We start from the raw sequence: 19,179 nt of genomic DNA, 5'->3' as shown, positions 1-19,179 counted from the left end.
GAGGGGGGAAAGCAATGAATTTGGATATAGTTCATGATATACAAACTGTTTATAGAAAGCTTGTAACGGCGACTTCAAGACCTGGAACTTTAATGGTTTTGGATAGGGAAGCCAAGACATTGGATGTTCAAATGGAATGCTTATCTTCTACTATCCTGCTTGCACTTACTGTACTTGACCCTGAAGTGACTTTTAAGGTCATTGCAAAGGAGGAGGAGGCGGTGTCAAGAATGATTAATCAGCTTACTTATTCAAAGCCTGTCGATTTGCCGGAAGCGGATTTTATCTTTATTTTACATGATGCCTCCGACGAGCAAATGAAGGAAGCACTGAATAAAGCAAAGGTAGGAAATCTATTGAACCCTCATGAATCGGCGATGATCATTCTAGAAGTATCGGATGTGACGAAAGGGGACTCAATGATCCTTTCTGGACCGGGAATTCAAGAGGAATCTTTCATAAGCCTCCCGAATGTCTCCGCCTGGCTTGGTGCAAGGAACGAAAAAAACATAGAATTCCCGTTAGGAATCGATATGTATTTTGTTGATCAACAAGATCGTTTAATAGCTTTACCGAGAACGACTCAAATCAAAGAAAATGGGGGTGAGATTATATGGGATATGTTGCAGTGAAGGGCGGAACAAAGGCGATTGAGGAATCCATCAAACGCTTAAAGTATGAACGGGTCAAAAAAGGGACGGCTATAGAGCTGCATAAGATAGAAGCCGGGATGAGAGGATTGATTGATCAGGTTATGTCAGAAAGCAGTTTGTATGATCAATCACTGGCTGCACTTGCCATTAAACAGGCTGAAGGCAATCCGGAAGAAGCTGTTTTCCTCTTGAGAGCCTATCGATCCACTTTGCCGCGAAAACATGTTTCACGGGTGATCAGTTCTGAAAATATGAAAGTGGAACGGCGGATTTCAGCGAGTTTTAAGGATGTACCTGGCGGACAGATTTTAGGTGCCACGACCGATTATACGCATCGGTTACTAGATTCGGAGCTGGAAAATGAATCGGATATAAGCATTCAAGATTGGTTACGGGCTTTTCAAGAGGAAGATCATTCAACAGAATATCAGAACGATATGGCTGATTTAAACTCCCTGCCTAAAGTTTTGGACTACTTAAGAAGTGAAGGCTTATTAGCAAGCTGTGAAAACAATGATTTGCAGCCTGGGGATGTGACAAGGAAAAGTCTGGAGTTTCCTTCAATGCGGAGTGAACGCCTGCAAATTTTAACAAGAGGCCAAACCGGTGCAGTGACATCACTTGCTTATGCAGTCATCCGTGGATATGGTGCACTGCACCCGACAGTAGGGGAGCTGCGCGTAGGACAGCTGCCCATCCATCTCGATCACCCGCTGCTGGACGAAGGGCAAGAGGAAGATAGCTATTATATTGGGGACTTCACAGCAACCGAGGTAGAGATGCTCATTCCGCTTACGGTAGAGAAAGAACAAGGCAAAAAAGAAATAGAGTTTGAAGTTGGCTATGGCATGTGCATGGGACAAAATGAAACGAAAGCAATCGCAATGGGCATCTTGGATAATTGCCTGGAAAAACCAAACAAGGAGTTTCCAAGTCACAACGAGGAATTCGTTCTTTATCATATAGATTCAGTGGAATCAACGGGTTTCATTTCCCATTTGAAGATGCCTCATTACGTTACGTTCCAATCCAAGCTTGATAGCATTCGGAAGTCAAAAGATAAGACCACAGAGCAGGAGGTTGGATTGCATGAATAAGACTTATAATTTTGCATTCTTTGATGAAGGGTCGAAACGGGAAATAAGAAGGGCAACACTGAAGGCGATTGCCATTCCCGGTTATCAAGTCCCATTCGCTTCAAGGGAAATGCCGATTGGAAGAGGTTGGGGCACGGGCGGCTTGCAGTTGACATTGTCATTGATCGGAAAGGATGACGTCCTTAAGGTGATCGACCAAGGCTCGGATGAATCCGTTAATGCCGTTAACATAAAAAAACTCGTATCTGATACCACTGGGGTAAGGACAACAGATAGCACAAAAGAAGCCTCTTTAATCCAGTCAAGACATAGGGTGCCGGAAGTGCCGCTGCAACGAGACCAGATTTTAATTCTTCAAGTTCCGTTACCGGAACCTTTAAGGAATTTTGAGCCGAGCGAACATGAAACGAAAAAGCTGCATGCTGAGAGAGAGTATAGCGGAGCATGGCTTATGTTATTTGAACAAATTATGAAGTACGGAATAATGGCGACGGATGCAGACCATCCGGTGATGGTTCACGACAGGTATGTCATGGCACCAAGTCCAATACCAAGATTCGATAATGCCAAGCTGGACGGTAATGAAGCTCTCATTTTGTTAGGTGCAGGCAGAGAGAAAAAGGTATATGCAGTACCCCCATATACAAATGTATCATCTTTGGCATTTGATGATTATGAATTTGAAATCGAGTCCTTTGCAAATCATGCTTGCATTCTCTGCGGGTCCAATGATGTGTTTTTGGATGAACTTGTTGATGAGGAATCAGGTGAAACGTATTTCCAATGCAATGATACAAGCAATTGCCTTGAAATGGTCAATCAAAAACAATCATTGGGAGTGAATTAAATGTCTGTGCTTGAGGTTCCCGTATTATCGGTTAAACAAATGAACAAACAGTATGGTGACGGATGTTCGGCATGCAAGCAAATGAAATCAGGAAAAGTGACGAAAAACTATTGCCACGAATGCGGGACGATATATGCCTGCAGAGATGTGACGTTCGATTTGTATCACGGTGAAGTTCTCGGAATTGTAGGGGAAAGCGGCAGCGGTAAATCCACTTTAATGAAAAGTTTGTATTTTGACGAAGAAGTAACAGATGGAGAACTGTTTGTGGCTGGCTTTGAGGATGGAAAAAAGAATTTATTCCTCGAGTCTGCCCAGAAAAAAAGATTCGTTCGAAACCACTTGATGGGGAAGGTTTATCAAAACCCGATTCTAGGGTTGAAAATGGATTTCTCCTCGATAGGCAATATTGCCGAGAAGTTGATTTCAGCTGGGAACAGACATGTTGGCAGCATGGAAACAAGAGGCGCCGAGCTCCTTGAGGCAGTCAATATTCCCATTCATCGAATGAAAGAAGACCCGAGGAATTTCTCAGGGGGAATGCAGCAACGGGTCCAGATAGCCAAAGCATTGTCCAACAATCCTCCCATACTGCTTTTGGATGAGGTCACCACGGGTTTAGATTTATCAGTTCAAGCAAGTGTATTGGATTTAATTAAAGGTCTTCAAAGAGATTTGAATATTAGCATTGTATTGGTATCCCATGATTTGGGCGTAATCCGAATGCTTGCAGACCGTACGCTCGTTATGCTGGAGGGTAAAATAATCGAGCGAGGTTTAACAGATCAAATACTCGAAGATCCACAGCATCCTTATACCCAGCAATTGGTACACTCGCTGCTGTAAAAGAAACTAAACCGAAAATGGGGGAAGAGACATTGTTGCTGATTAAAAATGGAAAAATAATAACGGAAGACTCGATCCTGATGGACCATGATCTCTTAATTAAGGATGATAGAATTTGCCGGATTGCACCTGTGGGAGAAATTGAAAGAAGTCCTGAGATGGAAGTGCTGGATGCTATGGGCGGATATGTTTCACCTGGTTTCATTGATCTCCATTCTGATTATATTGAACATATGACTGCGCCGCGCCCGACTTCTTTAATGAATTTTAATTTGAGCTTAAGAGAAACGGAAAAGGAACTGATTACGCACGGAATCACGACCATGTTCCACTCTCTATCGCTCTATAAATCCACTGAATACGCATATAAGCCAATTCGGGAGCCGGAGAATGTTAGGAAGCTTATTGACTTGATTGATCAAACACATAAGATGAAGCACCTAGTACGTCATCGGTTTCATGCCCGTTATGAAATCGATAATTTGGAGGATATTGATAGTCTAAGAGAATATGTTTCGGAAAAGAAAGTGCATCTGGTCTCATTCATGGACCACACTCCAGGACAAGGGCAGTATCGGCATCTAGAGATTTATCGAAACACTTTACGAGGGTATAACGATTATAGTGATGAAGCCATTGATGTCATGATCCGGACTCATCAAGTGAAAGAAAAGCTGACGATTGAAAGAATGAAGGAAATCGCACTGCTGGCAAGGGAAAACAATATTGCCGTTGCCTCACATGATGATGATTCAATAGAGAAGCTTGAATTGGTTAACAGCTTTGGAACGAGTATTAGTGAATTTCCAATCACACTTGAGATTGCCCGTAAGGCCCATGATATGGGGATGTATACTATAGCCGGTGCACCAAATGTGCTTTTAGGAGGTTCTCACAGTGGGAACTTAAGTGCCTCTGAAGCCATTCAGGATGGAAGCATTGACATATTATGCAGTGATTATTACCCTGCGGCCCTTCTGCATTCAATGTTTGAATTAGTCGAAAACCATGGGATGGATCTTGTCGATATGTTCAAGCTAGTTACGATTAATCCCGCAAAGGCAGTTAAGATGGAGGACGAAATTGGATCGATTCGTGAAGGGAAAAAGGCTGACATACTTATTATTGAAAAAATTTCTGGTGATTTCCCTGTAATAACAACTGTTATTGTAGATGGAAAATTGATTCAAAAAACGAATTACAGGATATAAATTTTAGAAAGCGGGTGGCAAAGTGGAGAACATATTGGAGATCAATGATTTATCCAAGTCTTTTATTTTACATAATCAACGCAAGAATATCCATGCGGTCAGCAATATTACGATCACAGTGAAAAAAGGCGAATTTATTGGCATTACAGGCAAGAGCGGCAGCGGAAAATCAACGATCCTAAAATCGATTTATGGTACCTATCGGGTTCAAGAAGGAGACATCTGGTATGATTCTTCCCACTATGGTGCGATTAATCTAGCGAGAGCTACAGAAAGGGAAATGATTTACCTGCGTAAGCATGAGATAGGCTATGTATCCCAATTTTTAAATGTCATGCCAAGAACTACAGCAAGGCAGCTCGTTACCGGGGCCATCCTTGAAATGGGACAAACCAGGGAAATGGCCAATATTGAAACAGAAAAAATCCTCGATCACTTTGAAATAGGCAAAGGGCTATGGGACAGTTACCCTGCTACTTTTTCAGGAGGAGAGAAGCTAAGGTTAAATATTGCAAGAGCAATGGTGAAAAGGCCGCGGCTCCTTCTGTTGGATGAACCGACTGCAAGTTTGGACCACGATTCTAAAGTGAAGGTGAAAACCCTGCTTGAACAGCTAATGAACGAAGGAACGACAATGCTGGGCATTTTTCATGACTTGGAGTTCATGAATCGATTAGTAACAAAGGAATATAGCATGCAGAATGGATGTTTTACTCAAGCTATTCAAAAAATTTAATGATGAATTCACACAAATTTTACTGAATATTCAGCCCCCTTAACGGCAGGTTAGTATTGTACCGGTATTGTTATATGTGAAGTGACTGAAATGAGAAAAGATCTTTTAAATTGGAGGGGAGATTTAACGTGAAAAAATCGATGATGTCTCTATTGATGTTAGTTATTTTACTGGTGTTTACAGGCTGTTCTTCTAGTAGTTCAACAGGTGCAAATGAAGATGATACATTGACCGTAGCATGGCTGCCAAATGAATCAGGGGAAGATTTAGGGGAAGCCCGCGATGAAATCGGGAAGATCTTAGAAGATGCCACAGGAAAGAAAGTGGAACATAAGACCACTACGGATTATAACATTGCAATCGAGGCCATTGCTAATGGAAACGCAGATTTAGCATTCCTGGGTGCACAAGGATATATTGAAGCAAACAACAAAAACGATAGTGTTCAACCTCTGGTTGTTCCAAGCGGTGAATCAGGTACGTTGGATGATGCAGTCTATAATAGCTGGCTGGCTGTTCAAAATGCGGATGACTATAAAAATAACGGCGAATATAAGATAGACGGTATCCAAGGGAAAAAGTTCTCTTTCGTATCAAATAGCTCTACATCAGGCTTCAAAGTTCCTTCCACAGGAATCGTTGATTATTTCTCGCAGCAAGATAAGTTTAAGGAATTAAAAGCCGAGGATTTATTGGAAGGCGGGAAAGATAAATTCTTCAGTGAAGTGCTTTACGGCGGTTCACACCAAGGTTCGGCTGTAAATCTTTTGACAGGGAAAGCGGAAGTGGCTGCTTTTTGTGACACATGTGTCAATAATTATGTGGAGCTGGCCGATGGGGAAGAGAATAAAGCAGGTGCCGTGTATAAGGTAAAGAAGGATGCAGCTGAACCCTTCAACACAGTTGTGGGTAAGACATTCTCACTCATTTCAGTGACTCCAGTCTTGAATGCACCTTTCGTTGTTAACACCGAATTAGTCAGTGAAGAAACACGTGAAAAAATTCTTGAAACGTTGATGTCTGATGAAATAGCAAATAACGATAAAGTTTTTGTACCGGAAGATTCTAAGTTATCAGGGCTATTTAAACGGGTGAGCGGAAAAGAAAGATTGGTAGAAGTCGAGGATGACTGGTTCAATCCAATTCGTGAATTATCTAAATAACGGCAGTAATATGTAGGAGGATCATACATGAAAACATTATTGGAAGTGAAAAATGTCTCAAAACATTTTGGAAATGGTACAAAGGCGTTATCCAATATTGACTTCACTGTGAAAGAAGGAGAGTTCGTTTCGATCATAGGGCCATCCGGAGCAGGGAAATCAACTCTTCTTCGATGCATCAACAGGATGATCGATGCTTCTAGCGGAGAAATCATTTTTGATAATGATCATGTATACAAGGTGAATAAAAGGGAGTTAAAGAAAGTACGCAGGAAAATAGGGATGGTTTTTCAACATTATAATCTTGTAAATAGATTAAGTGTGATTGAAAATACCCTGCATGGACGATTAGGCTATAAATCTACACTGGCTGGAATCCTTGGGCTTTATAGTGAAGAGGAGAAACTTCAGGCTGCTAAAGTGCTCCAAATTCTAGGTCTGGAAGATCTAATCTATAAAAGGTCCGATCAGTTGAGCGGAGGACAGAAGCAACGGGTTGGCATTGCGCGGGCACTTATCCAAAATCCTAAATTGCTATTATGCGATGAACCGATTGCCTCTCTTGACCCGAATTCTTCCAAGGTGATCATGGATCATTTAAGGAATATCTGCACTTCCATGGGAATCACAGTTGTTGTCAACCTGCATCAAGTCGATGTGGCCCTGAAATATTCGGATCGAATCATCGGTGTGAATGGTGGCAAGGTTGTTTTCAATGGCACAACTCAAAATATAACCTCAAATGATATCCATCAGATTTATGGATCGGATGAAGGAAAGTTGATTTTTGATTTGGGAGGTTCCCATGTCGGCTGATGTTTTTGCAAGAAAAAGAAGAAATTCACTACTATTGTTTTTGCTTATTGGGGCTGCGACGGCTGTTTCCATCATCATTACAGAATTCAGCATCGCAAAAGGGGTTACTTCGGTTCCTAAGGCCATACAATGGTCGTTATCGAATTTTTATCCAACAAAGGATTCCCTTACCAAGCTGCCAGACATTTTGATAAAGCTGAAAGAAACACTTTTAATATCCGTTGCAGCCACCACACTCGCGGGAATATTGGCCTTTGCATTTGCGATATTGGGTTCCAATACGACAAGGGTGAATGCCTTTTTCGGAGGTTTTAGCCGAGGGATAGCCGTTTTATTTAGAAATATTGATGTCTCAATATGGGCGTTAGTACTGTTATTTTCATTTGGACAAAGTTCCTTGACCGGTTATTTTGCCTTGTTTTTCGGATCTTTCGGTTTTTTAACAAGAGCTTTTATTGAAACGATCGATGAAGTGAGTTCAAGTTCCGTAGAAGCTTTGCAGACAACCGGGGCAAGTTATCTAACCGTCATTTCGCAGTCTGTGATTCCTTCAACAATTCCGCAAATGATCAGCTGGGTACTTTTTATGATTGAAACGAATATCAGGAATGCAACATTGGTCGGGCTGCTTACAGGATCGGGCATTGGTTTTACGTTTAATCTGTACTATAAAAACTTGAGTTATGACATTGCCAGTCTTGTCGTCATTACGATCATCATTTCGATATTATCTATTGAATTGATCTCAAATTATGTGAGGAGGGTGATTTTATAATGCAGGCAGAGGGTCCAATCAAATCATTTCCTTCTCCTACTGGACAGGATTTGGATAAAATGCTACTTGAACGACTATCGAAAAAGCCCTTCTCGAAATCTTCAATCGCGATTAGGTTGAGTATGCTGGTACTGGCGGTTGTGACCATATACGCTTTTGCCAGTTTTGATTATAAGGATGTTAAACTGTGGGACGCGCTATCATTGACCGTCGACAATTTGAAGACCATGTTTTTTGAGCCCCATCTGAAGCACTTTACCTTTACTCAAGCGCTTTATCAGGTGTCGATTACATTAGGTTTAGCTTTCTTGACAACAATATTTGGTGCGATCATTGCCCTGATGTTGGGGCTTTTAGCGGCAGGAAATATCTCGTCCAAGCCATTATCGATTATCATAAAGGGATCGGTTGCCCTGATTAGAGCCGTTCCTACCGTGTTATGGGTCCTCATTTTTGCAGTCGCAGCAGGATTGGGCAGTGTAGCGGCCGTTATAGGGATGACGTTTCACTCCATAAGTTACCTTGTAAAGGCCTACTCGGAATCCTTCGAGGAAATTGATAAAGGAGCTATAGAAGCCCTGCAAGCAAGCGGAGCGAATTGGTGGCAGATCGTATTCCAAGTCATCATTCCATCTTCGATCACTTATATCATTTCGTGGACCTTCATGCGCTTTGAAATCAATTTTGCAGTGGCGGTCGCAATGGGCGCAGCCGCAGGCGCAGGAGGAATCGGCTTCGATATGTTCATGGCAAGTGGATTTTACTTTGACTTGAGTGAAATTGGAGCAATCACTTATTTTATCCTGATAATTGCAATCTGTCTTGAAATCTTCGCAACACAAATCAAAAGGAAACTAAAAGTATCATCTTGAATTTAGAATGCTGGCAAGGGAAATATGAGCTCTGCCAATCTATCAACTTGGTGCAGCCCTCGACAGTCACGTTCGTTTCAGAGCATGCATGAAAGAAGACCACAAAATGACGTGGTCTCTTTATTTGTTTGAAATTCGTTGTCTCCGGCTTATTCTCTAATGGTCATTGTCATGAAAGGCTTATATAAGGGAGGACTTTATTTCTTGTATCTGTTTGATATGCCTTTGTTCATGTAAGGATAATAACTCAATCCATTGATCCAATGAGAGGTCCCCGAAAAGGGGATGCTTGGCTTTCTTTCTATTTAACAAGATATCTGAATCCATATCATAAAGAACCTGTAATAATCGGTCCCTTGATTCTGCCAGCAAATCCATAAGGCTCGATAATTGAAATGGGGTTGAAGAGGGTGAAATGACCTCAGGGGATGAGAATTTCCTTGTTCTATCAGTAACGAAGTAAATGTTTTTTTGAATGATATTATTAAAATCCCTTTCCCGAATGCCATTTGTTATAACTTCTGTAAAAACCTGTTCCGTAAGATATAAATGATGGCAAATTTGGGCGATGTTCCATACTTCAGGCACAGGCCTATGGTGGAGCATTTTTTCATCCAACTCCGTAATTTCCTCTATTAACTGTTTTCTTGATTCAAATAGCAAATCATACTCGATAAAATTCATGAGAACTCCCCTTTTGTGACACCCCCATATGAAAGCATCACTGAATTTTTTGATATAGGAAAAAACAAAGGGATATCTGATTGCATAAAGAATGCATAAAAACTACGGAAAAAACACCTGAATTAAAGTGGATTCATGATGATTGGAATATGATTTCGGAAAGACCATGGTCTAAGATCGGCTTTTAAACGTTTTCTAGGGACTGCATTGTTGTTTTTGAAGCTTTGATACCCTAATGCCTATGCACAATAGTTAAGTTTATGCCTGCACTCAGTATGTTAGGCTTCAAAAACAAGAATGCGACGTCTAGGGCTTCATCTTTTGCACCGGAAAATGAAGAATTAGCCCATTCCGGAATTTCAAAATTGTTCACATTGCATTTATCATTACATTAGGACTGCTTTGTTGCAATAAAAAATACAGTGAAATCTATGCATCTGCTGTAATTGGGTTAACAGTTGCTCGGGAATCGTCGCTCTACCGGGATATGGGTATTTATCTTAGCTATACATCCGTACTCTATGAGATTGCTATCATGTTAAAGGGGAAAAACTCTAAGAAGTGGGCATTGAAATTGATGATATCTGAATTATAGCATAGTTAATATTTTCCTAGAAATGGTTATATGAAAAAAGATGGAAGGTTTCCGCATCGTCTGTTTGCTTATAATAGTGGATAGACTACCAAGAGAAAAGTTGATAACGCAATGGGCAGCTTATAAACTGAAGATAGACAAAATGAACTAGGATGGTGAATGCCAATGGCTAAAACAATAGTCGAAAAACTGAATTTACATAAATATGAACGGGTGGCAGTCTTGAATCTGCCAGCCGGGGCGGATTATTTAGCAGAGTTGCCGGATTACGATGCGGAACTTAATCAAAGTGCCTATGATCTTATATTTGCTTTTGTATTGGATATGGATTCTTTAAAAGGAATCGTGGATAAGGTAATCGAGAAGAATCATTTGAGTAAAAACGGCTATATTTTTTTGGCGTACCCCAAGAAGGGGAATAAAAAATATGCTACATTTATTCATCGTGATGATCTGATGCAAGGCCTTGGTGCGGATGATGAAGGGTATGTTGGCTCGAGCGACCTGAAGTTTGCACGCATGGTTGGGTTGGATGATGTCTTTACGGTAGTCGGACTGAAAGAAGATTCGAAAAATAGAAACCGTCCATCTACCAAAGCAAGCCAATCAGTAGATGATTATATCGGAAAGATTTCTGAAATTGAGAAAGATTTGCAGGATTCTCCTGATTTGCTTGCGTTCTATCAATCACTTACTCCAGGGTATCGCAAGGATTGGGCCCGTTACGTGTATAGTGCAAAACAAGAGGCGACCCAAGTGAAACGGCGCCAGGAAATGAAAATGATTTTAGGAGAGGGTTACAAGAGCAGGGATCTATATCGAAGAAATAAATGAGGGTGGGGAATGTCTTCCATTCTCTTTTTTCTTGTTCTGTTCATCCTATCAAAAGCATATACTAGACCGAATCCAAACTTAAATCGTAATAATTATGATTTGCGAGGTGGTTAAATATGCTTTTGAAACGCTACACGGGAAATTTGCTGTTATTGATTCTGCTGTTTTTGCTGCTGGCATTCTTTTTTCTAGGCGATGTAATCATTCCCAAAGCGATTGATTTCTCGGGCTACCCGATGCTTCACTCTGTATTGGTCGTGTTTTTGGGATTGTTTTTAGAGTCGATTCCTTTCCTGTTCCTCGGGGCCATTGCTTCATCGTTCATCCAGTTGTTCATCAGTGAAGAAATCATTCAGCGAATGATACCAAAAAGACCACTGACAGCCATTTTTGCTGCGATAGTGGCGGCGCTGATCATTCCGGTTTGTGAATGTGCAATCATCCCGGTCGTCCGGAGATTGATTCAAAAGGGTGTCCCGGTCCATGCGGGTGTGGTCTTGCTCGTAACTGCCCCAATATTGAATGTCATCGTGTTCGGCTCAACTTATTATGCGTTCCAAAATAATCCCGCCATTCTATATGGAAGAATCATTGTTTGTGTCCTGACGGCCATAATCGCAGGTTTATTCATTCATATATTCAGCACAAAAGATGTGGTGAAAGAGGACAAGGTGGAACTGGTACAAGGGCATAAACATGATATTCAGTCCAGTAAATGGACAAGCTTTATTGATCATACTTCGCAGGAGTTTTTTATGGTCGGCAGATACTTTATCATCGGGGCCTTGTTTGCCAGTGTATTTCAGGTGTTCATGGATCGGTCCGTAATGGCCGATATTGGTCAGGCGCCAATAAAAGGCACGGCGTTGATGATGGGAATTGCGTTTGTGCTTTCACTCTGTTCATCAGCTGATGCATTCGTAGCGGCCTCCTTTTCCCATAGTTTTCTGCCAGGCTCCATACTGGGATTCCTTGTATTTGGTCCCATGCTGGATCTGAAAAATGTTTTGATCATGATGTCCTGTTTTAAACGGAGCTTCGTCGTCACGTATGTCCTGCTTATTTTCGCAGTCGTCTTCAGCCTCTGCCTGATTGCAGGCGGATTGATCAGTAAGGGGGGCTTCTGATGAAACGTTTTTTTATCCAAAGACTTGAAGGATTGCTGCTGCTGGGATTGGGCCTCATGATCTTCAAATTGTATGTTTCAGGATATTTAACGAAATTGATTGCACCCAAGATGGTTCCATATGCATTGGCGGCACTTTTTGCTTTTTTAGTAATCAGCCTTCTCCGAATGAAAAAACAAAAACAGGGTGAACAACATTGTGATTGCGGATCGAATGGGGAGTCTTCCTCCTCCGCACTGGTCCTGAAATATAGTTTGTTCTTCATTCCGATTCTTCTGGGCTTCATCCTGACCGATTTTACCTTAAGCGGGGAAGTGCTGGCGAAAAGGGGGATGGCGAAGCAGCAGGCACAGATGGTAAGTTCATATGATTCAGGGAAACATGCGAATGGGGAGAAAATCTCCGTAACCGATGATAATTATTTTGAAGTACTGGATGATTTACTGAACAACCTCGATACGATCGAGGGGAAGGAAATAGAGATTTCGGGGTTCATATACCGTGAGGATACATTTACGAAAAAACAAATGGCGATCTCCCGCCTCTCCATGTCCTGCTGTGTGGTCGATGCGACGTTATACGGATATATGGTCAACGGAAACGTGGAAGGAATGAAGACGAATGATTGGTATACGATTACAGGGACCTTAAAAAAAGGAAGCTATAAAGGGGAACCCGTACCGGTGATCGATTTAAAAGAGTCGAAGAAAATAAAGGCACCGGAAGAAGCTTATTTATATGAAAATGTACAAATCATTCAGTAGAAGTGGAAAACCCGGCAAAAGGATGTTTGCCGGGTTTTGGTGCCGAAAGGGGGATATTATTTTGCGGAACCCGGAAACGGACGTAAAATCGTGCGCTACGGTCGGAAAATCGAGAAACGGCGCCATTTGTTCGGGAGCACGTAACATAGTATAATGGCCTTACCATGGATAAGAGTGTAAGGGGGGATAATCTTGTCTTCAAGTAATCGAAACAATCAAATTGGACCGCCGCGGTTTGCCATTGCCATTCACTCTTTGGTTTGGCTCGCACAAAGCGAAAAGCTCCTGACAAGTTCGGCAATCGCCTTAAAGGTGAAGTCACACGCCACTTTTTTAAGAAGGGTGATGGCACAGCTTGCAGCTGAGGGGATCGTCGAAACAAAGGAAGGACGGGAAGGCGGATATAGTTTGAAGGTGCCTGCCTCTCAGCTGACTTTGGCGGATGTGTATCAAGCGGTACGGCCGGAATGTCTTGTTTGTATGGAAACGAGCGAATGCGGTGAGGTCGGGAAGCAGCTGGATACGGCTTTGGAGGAAATCATGAACGAAGCCGAAAAGGAAACATTGCGCCTGCTAAAGGGCTATACATTGGAAGAATTCATGAAAAAAGTCGACTTCACCAATTTTGAAAATGAGTGTCTGGGGTAATATCCTTGCAAGAGGATACCCAGGATTATATAATGTGCTTAATGCGATTGCATTTAAAATAAGGAGGTATATACATGAAGGTGGAAATTTGGTCGGATTATCAATGTCCGTTCTGTTATATAGGCAAGCGTCGGTTCGAAGAGGCGTTAAAGCAGTTTGAAAATAAAGATCAGGTAGAAGTCTCATTTCGCAGTTTTGAGTTGAACCCAGAGGCTGAGCGGGATATCAATATGACTCAAAATGAAATGCTGGCCAAGAAATACGGCATGTCTCAAGCGCAGGTGGAAGCGAACAGCCAAAACCTGACTCAACAGGCTAAAGAATTGGGACTCGATTATCATTTGGACAAAGTGGTCTTAACGAATTCGTTCGATGCCCACCGCTTGATGCACTTTGCTGAATCAAAAGGTAAAGAGAAAGAAATGAATGAACGACTATTTAAAGCTTACTTTACGGAAGGCAAACATATTGGCGATCACGCTACATTGGCTAGTTTGGCTGAAGAGGTTGGCCTTGAAAAGTCCGAGACGGAGTCCATGCTGGCAGGAACGGCATTCACGGCTGAGGTCAGAGGAAATGAGCAAGAAGGAAGCCTGCTTGGTATTACAGGCGTGCCATTCTTCGTCATTAACCGCAAGTATGGAATCTCTGGTGCCCAGCCAACAGAAGCGTTCCTGGATACGCTAAAAAAAGTATGGGCTGAGGAAAATCCACTAACAATCGTGAATGATCCAGCAACAGGCGACGCTTGTACGGACGGTTCTTGTAACGTAAAGGAAAAATAGAAGATGAAGAAGGAGACCCCAAACTGGGGTCTCCTTTTTTTACTTAAAAAGGAAATGTTATATATGGCAAAGAATATAGTGTACAGGAAGGCATTTTACAAAAGTCCGAAATGAAAGGGGGCTAAAAGGTGTATATAATAATTGGAATACTAGCCTTCGTGATTGCATGTGCAGTAATTGCCAAACTAATTTCCTATAAATATTGGACATGTATTTATACAGCATTCGGGAATGAAAATTATTATAAGGCGGTTGCGAAATTGGAAAGGGAAGGGATACCATTCAAAACGAAAACGCCTATGAATTTAGGCACTGAAAACTTTCAGAATCGCCATGAAACCAATCAATATGATGTTTTTGTAAAAAAAGAACAGGAGCATATTGCCCAAAGGGTGATAAATAAGAATTAACAAAAAGTTAAATCGTGAAAATCGCTGTCCTGATGGCAGCTTTTTTGTATTGACTGGAAAAGATAAGATGAGGGAATGGAAGTTTCATAGGAAAAAAACAAGTGCATAAAATTTCGGAAAGAGTAACACTTGTTGAATTTTATTTAGATAAAAAGACTAAAGAGAATTTAGTGTTGCTAAGAACATTTATAGTGGCTTTTAGGACAATTCCTTTGGGCTTTATTAAATAGTTTACCTACGCTATAAAATAAGCATTTTCGTCATTGGAAAAATTCTTACGGTTCCATATACTATTGTATTTTCAAAAGACTCGTTGTTTTGCCTTCCTTTCCCAACTAGCTATTTGTGCATCACTTTAATACCAAATGGTCACGAAAGAAACAATATGTTCAGCCTTCGATCAAGTTCAAGCAAGCGACTCGCTTTAATCTCTCTGTATAGTTTTGAAAGGCTTTCCCCTTTTTGGTCATAGAAAAAACCCAGCTAGGTAAATTGTTAGAACATTATATCATGTTCTAAGATTGGTGAGAAAAATATTCTTTCATTTTATTATAGGTATTATTACTCACATTACTTCGGTTCTATTTTACTATTTTATTATTATTGGTATAAGTAGAGTAGTTGTTAAATAATACAAATGGAGGAATATTATGATTAAAATAAAATTTATGATTTTGGGTTTATTTTTTTACTGTATCACCTCTACTGTAAGTTATGCTTTTGACTTCATACTCTACTGCAATTATGTCGGGCTTAGTGAGTAGGATTCTAGAAGAATATCCAAAGTTCACTCAATCGAATGTGTATACTAAATTAATTGAAATGACAAACAATCAAGCTGAATTTAATAAATTTAAAGGATATGGTACTCCTACATTTAGTGAATCCTAGAAGGGAAGTGATGATATTTTATATTTAGGAGCTATTGTTGTTTTATGTTTTGGTTATTTTTTATTAAAATCTTTACCATTAAAATTTACTATTGTAATAATTGTATCTATTGTAGTTATATTATTACCTTTTTACTTGATACAAAGAAGTAATTTCTTTGTAAAGAGCACTAATCTTAAGAGTGAAGCATTTAATGAGATACATCTTGGCGATGAAATTACCCCATTAAAACTCAAGGAATTAAAAAATAACTATGGGGAATTAGTTAATGATCCTGGTATGGCAATATTATTATCTAGTGAAAATAATGATTCTTTTAAGTTTGAAAAATTATATCTTGGCTTAATGGATAATGAAGTTAATAGTATTGTCTCTGAAAACCCTAATATAAAGACTAGTAAAGGTGTTAGTATCGGAGACAACTTGACTACTGTTAAAGAATTATACGGTCCTAATTTTACTTCATCCTTAGATGAAATAGGGGAAACTATTACATATATTGATAAGGATAGGAATTTTCTACTTCAATTTGTGATATATAAAGAAGACGTATTTCAAATTATTTTTACTACCAACTCATGAAAAATACCAAATACTAATAAAAGGAAGGGGAGGACATGGGGATTTCAATCTTAATTATCATTTCATTCATTATATCTTTACTTTTTTTTCATTATAGGATCGTTGAAAAGGAAAAAAAACATAATTATATTTTCTAGTATTTTTGTGATTTTATCATTAGGTTTAGGAGCTTTTATATTCGAACTTATTGGAAATATGTAACGAAGTTTATTATATACAGCAGAGCATTATTTTTTCAGTATGCCAAAAGACCTTCTATTATTATACAATTTGAAGTTTTTTTTATTTTAGATATGACCTAACAATGCTAGTTCTTGGTTGATATGCTTAATTTCATATAGGATAAAAGAAAGAAAAAGCGTTGTTTTTGATACGGAATCCGTTTTTTATAGTTTAAAAGACTGAAAATTTGTATAATGGGTGAGATGGATTTAATTGAATGTACATATAGGAGGGGCATGGATGAGTAAGCTTAATGGCAGGACCGTTGCTTTATTGGGAGCAAGGAAGACGGAAGAACTTAGTAAAATCGTTCAAAATCTTGGGGGAGTCCCGCTCGTTCGCCCGGCACAGGGGACGGTATTCCTTGATGATTCCCATTTGGAAGAGGATGTCACCCGGTTGATGGAAGGGGAGTTCGATTGGATTATCCTCACGACGGGAGTGGGGACGGAATTATTATATAAAACGGCCGTGAAGATGGAAGCGGGAGATCGTTTCGTAGAAGCCTTGAAGTCTATGAAAATTGCAGCTAGGGGTTATAAAACGGTGAATATGCTGAAAAAGCTTGGCCTGCAGCCATTAATCCGTGATGATGATGGCAGTACGGCAGGTCTTGTTCGCAATCTGGAAGGTCATCTGCCAGGAGGTGTAAAGGTCGCTTTGCAGCTTCACGGCGATCCGGCGCCACTTTTGATGAATTGGTTGGATGAACAAAAAGTGGAGCATAAAGAAATTCTGCCATATGAACATATACCGCCCGAAAAAGAAACGATGCAGCAGCTGATCCAAGAACTCCTTGAAGGCAAAATCGATTCGGTTGTGTTCACGAGTGCACCGCAGCCGCGAAATTTAATGAGATTTGTCCGTGAACAAGGTGTGGAGGATAAGATATTCGACCTGTTTGCATCAGATGTAATTGCTCTTGCGGTCGGAAAGGTAACGGCGCAGGTGGTAATCGATGAAGGGATCGAGCGGGTCATTTATCCTGAAGATCAACGGATGGGCAGTGCAATGGTGGAACTGGTTAAATATTATCAGGGAATGGCAAGCAGATAGGGGTGAGTGCAGCATGACCAAGGGCAAGGTTTATTTTGTGGGTGCAGGTCCGGGTGATATGGGCCTGATTACCGTAAAGGGTCAAAAAGAAATTGAAAAAGCGGACGTCATTTTGTATGACAGATTGCTAAATCCCAAACTGTTGGAGGCTGCCACCCTCGATTGTGAATTGATATATTGTGGCAAGACACCTTATACCACTGGCATCAGTCAAGGGGAAATCAATGAGCTGCTTGTTTCCAAAGCACAGGCAGGGCAGCGGGTCGTCCGTTTGAAAGGCGGTGACCCTGCCGTTTTTGGAAGAGTCGGGGAGGAAGCGGAATCGTTGAAGGATGAGGGAATCCCATTCGAAGTCATTCCGGGGGTTACGTCCAGCATTGCCGCATCCATGTATTCAGGAGTCCCCGTCACGCATCGGGATTACGGACGCTCCTTTGCGATGGTGACGGGCCATGACCGAACGAAGAAGGATATAGATTGGAACGGGCTTGTGAAAAGTATAGATACGGTCGCTTTTTATATGGGTGTGGCCAATCTTTCTTATATCCGTGAAAATTTGGTCAATCATGGAAAGCCTGGGAACACGCCGGCACTCGTCATTCAATGGGGGACATATGGAAGACAGGAAAGTGTCGAGGGGACATTGGATGATATCGTCGAAAGGGTAAGTGAAAGATCGCTTGGCAATCCTGCGATCACCTTGGTCGGGGATATCATTTCACTAAGGGGAAAACTGCAATGGTTCGAAAAGAAGCCGCTATATGGACAACGGTTTTTAGTGGCCAGGACAGGAACGGCAAAGAGTTCCTTGGCAGAAGCCCTGCATGAACTTGGCGGCGAAGTCATCGAGTTTCCTAAATGGAATGCGGCAAAAGTGAAAATAGAACAAAGTCAGCTGCTCTCTTTTCTTTCGTATGATCAAATACTCTTCACTTCGCCCGAAAGTGTCCATGGATTCTTGGATTCACTCACAGAACATGCAATTGATTTCCGCCAGATTTCTTCGAAACTTTATGTGTTATCAAGAAAATCGAAAAAGGCTTTACAGCAACGGGGACTGATGGCAGAGCTCAAATCCGAGATGGCGGAAGCCGGAACACTGTTGGTTGTTGGAGATCGAAACAGAGATCAAAGAGATCCGGCTCATGGGGACGGAGACTATTTTCAATCAATCGATAAATTTGTCGATGAAAGATTCCTTGAAATCCTTCCGAGAATGCTGGAGGGGAAAGCTGTCGGAACGGTACTTTTTTCGAATCGGCATTCAGTTGATATGCTGATGCAATATGGGAACAAGGCAGACGTGGATGTTGAAGGGCTTCTAAATCAAGCCTCCATCGGGGTAATCGGGGAAAGTACCGGCAATAGACTTAAAGACTATGGATTTACATTGGATATGATGCCCAATGAACCGTCTGTCGAACAATTGGTGGAGTTGATCGTGAATAGGTATGTTTTTTAGGCTCTGATAATTACAGAGTCTATTTCCTTTGGAGGGGCTTCGTTATTCACTTCTATTAATATTGTTGGCGTTCAGTGTTAAGTCCAATCGTGTTATCATTTAA

Annotated in this window: 20 protein-coding genes; 19 read left to right on the top strand and 1 reads right to left on the bottom strand. The window is 41.0% G+C overall.

The window, feature by feature from the left end:
• Nucleotides 1-14 precede the first annotated feature (14 nt).
• The 10 genes from phnH to OSJ91_RS20775 all read left to right on the top strand — a co-directional run bounded on the left by phnH (nt 15) and on the right by OSJ91_RS20775 (nt 9,016).
• On the top strand, nt 15-632 hold the full coding sequence (phnH, locus tag OSJ91_RS20820; protein WP_485890340.1) for a phosphonate C-P lyase system protein PhnH: 618 nt from the start codon (nt 15-17) through the stop codon (nt 630-632).
• Nucleotides 614-1,750 carry a carbon-phosphorus lyase complex subunit PhnI gene (locus tag OSJ91_RS20815; protein ID WP_350299772.1) on the top strand — a complete coding sequence of 379 codons (1,137 nt, stop codon included), beginning with the start codon at nt 614-616 and terminating at the stop codon, nt 1,748-1,750. The genes phnH and OSJ91_RS20815 overlap by 19 nt, the downstream gene beginning before the upstream one ends.
• On the top strand, nt 1,743-2,597 hold the full coding sequence (locus OSJ91_RS20810; RefSeq protein WP_413019353.1) for an alpha-D-ribose 1-methylphosphonate 5-phosphate C-P-lyase PhnJ: 855 nt from the start codon (nt 1,743-1,745) through the stop codon (nt 2,595-2,597). The genes OSJ91_RS20815 and OSJ91_RS20810 overlap by 8 nt, the downstream gene beginning before the upstream one ends.
• The gene (locus OSJ91_RS20805) at nt 2,598-3,443 is read left to right on the top strand and encodes an ATP-binding cassette domain-containing protein (RefSeq protein WP_350299770.1); all 846 of its coding nucleotides are present in this window, start codon (nt 2,598-2,600) and stop codon (nt 3,441-3,443) included. It begins immediately after the preceding gene.
• Nucleotides 3,444-3,475: 32 nt separating this feature from the next.
• Nucleotides 3,476-4,654 (top strand): phosphonate metabolism protein PhnM, encoded by a 1,179-nt coding sequence (phnM, locus tag OSJ91_RS20800; protein ID WP_350299769.1) that lies wholly within the window; start codon nt 3,476-3,478, stop codon nt 4,652-4,654.
• Nucleotides 4,655-4,676: 22 nt separating this feature from the next.
• The gene (locus OSJ91_RS20795) at nt 4,677-5,390 is read left to right on the top strand and encodes a phosphonate C-P lyase system protein PhnL (protein ID WP_413019351.1); all 714 of its coding nucleotides are present in this window, start codon (nt 4,677-4,679) and stop codon (nt 5,388-5,390) included.
• A gap of 128 nt (nt 5,391-5,518) precedes the next feature.
• The gene (gene phnD / locus OSJ91_RS20790; RefSeq protein ID WP_485890339.1) at nt 5,519-6,553 is read left to right on the top strand and encodes a phosphate/phosphite/phosphonate ABC transporter substrate-binding protein; all 1,035 of its coding nucleotides are present in this window, start codon (nt 5,519-5,521) and stop codon (nt 6,551-6,553) included.
• 27 nt (nt 6,554-6,580) lie between these two features.
• Nucleotides 6,581-7,369, top strand: a complete 789-nt coding sequence (gene phnC / locus OSJ91_RS20785) for a phosphonate ABC transporter ATP-binding protein (protein ID WP_350299766.1) — start codon at nt 6,581-6,583, stop codon at nt 7,367-7,369.
• On the top strand, nt 7,359-8,144 hold the full coding sequence (locus tag OSJ91_RS20780) for a PhnE/PtxC family ABC transporter permease (protein ID WP_350299765.1): 786 nt from the start codon (nt 7,359-7,361) through the stop codon (nt 8,142-8,144). Before phnC ends, OSJ91_RS20780 begins: the two co-directional genes overlap by 11 nt.
• Nucleotides 8,145-8,203: 59 nt before the next feature.
• Nucleotides 8,204-9,016 carry a PhnE/PtxC family ABC transporter permease gene (locus OSJ91_RS20775; RefSeq protein WP_350302922.1) on the top strand — a complete coding sequence of 271 codons (813 nt, stop codon included), beginning with the start codon at nt 8,204-8,206 and terminating at the stop codon, nt 9,014-9,016.
• A gap of 180 nt (nt 9,017-9,196) precedes the next feature.
• Here OSJ91_RS20775 and OSJ91_RS20770 read toward each other — a convergent pair whose 3' ends face one another.
• Entirely contained in the window at nt 9,197-9,700 is a 504-nt protein-coding gene (locus OSJ91_RS20770) for a DinB family protein (protein ID WP_350299764.1), read from the bottom strand.
• Nucleotides 9,701-10,460: 760 nt separating this feature from the next.
• Here OSJ91_RS20770 and OSJ91_RS20765 point away from each other — a divergent pair.
• The 9 genes from OSJ91_RS20765 (at nt 10,461) to cobA (ending at nt 19,076) form a co-directional block, all read left to right on the top strand.
• Nucleotides 10,461-11,129 (top strand): YdeI/OmpD-associated family protein, encoded by a 669-nt coding sequence (locus OSJ91_RS20765; RefSeq protein ID WP_485890338.1) that lies wholly within the window; start codon nt 10,461-10,463, stop codon nt 11,127-11,129.
• A gap of 116 nt (nt 11,130-11,245) precedes the next feature.
• Nucleotides 11,246-12,256, top strand: a complete 1,011-nt coding sequence (locus tag OSJ91_RS20760) for a permease (RefSeq protein WP_350299762.1) — start codon at nt 11,246-11,248, stop codon at nt 12,254-12,256.
• Nucleotides 12,256-13,020, top strand: a complete 765-nt coding sequence (locus OSJ91_RS20755; protein WP_413019340.1) for a TIGR03943 family putative permease subunit — start codon at nt 12,256-12,258, stop codon at nt 13,018-13,020. Before OSJ91_RS20760 ends, OSJ91_RS20755 begins: the two co-directional genes overlap by 1 nt.
• Before the next feature lie 192 nt (nt 13,021-13,212).
• A complete protein-coding gene (locus tag OSJ91_RS20750) occupies nt 13,213-13,668 on the top strand; it encodes an RrF2 family transcriptional regulator (RefSeq protein WP_052137319.1) in 456 nt (151 codons plus the stop codon).
• A 74-nt stretch (nt 13,669-13,742) separates the two neighbouring features.
• Entirely contained in the window at nt 13,743-14,453 is a 711-nt protein-coding gene (locus tag OSJ91_RS20745; RefSeq protein ID WP_095394304.1) for a DsbA family oxidoreductase, read from the top strand.
• Between the two features lie 128 nt (nt 14,454-14,581).
• The gene (locus OSJ91_RS20740) at nt 14,582-14,863 is read left to right on the top strand and encodes a hypothetical protein (RefSeq protein WP_485890337.1); all 282 of its coding nucleotides are present in this window, start codon (nt 14,582-14,584) and stop codon (nt 14,861-14,863) included.
• A gap of 1,026 nt (nt 14,864-15,889) precedes the next feature.
• Nucleotides 15,890-16,336: a hypothetical protein gene (locus tag OSJ91_RS20735; RefSeq protein ID WP_485890336.1), complete on the top strand. Its 447-nt coding sequence runs from the start codon at nt 15,890-15,892 to the stop codon at nt 16,334-16,336.
• A gap of 462 nt (nt 16,337-16,798) precedes the next feature.
• Nucleotides 16,799-17,614 carry a uroporphyrinogen-III synthase gene (locus OSJ91_RS20730; RefSeq protein WP_485890335.1) on the top strand — a complete coding sequence of 272 codons (816 nt, stop codon included), beginning with the start codon at nt 16,799-16,801 and terminating at the stop codon, nt 17,612-17,614.
• A complete protein-coding gene (cobA, locus tag OSJ91_RS20725; RefSeq protein ID WP_485890334.1) occupies nt 17,517-19,076 on the top strand; it encodes a uroporphyrinogen-III C-methyltransferase in 1,560 nt (519 codons plus the stop codon). Before OSJ91_RS20730 ends, cobA begins: the two co-directional genes overlap by 98 nt.
• The last annotated feature ends 103 nt before the right edge of the window (nt 19,077-19,179 follow it).

The organism is Bacillus sp. T-10(2022) (assembly GCF_056502895.1).
The sequence above is the reverse complement of the archived record's forward strand: the minus strand, read 5'-3'. Positions and strand labels throughout refer to the sequence as shown.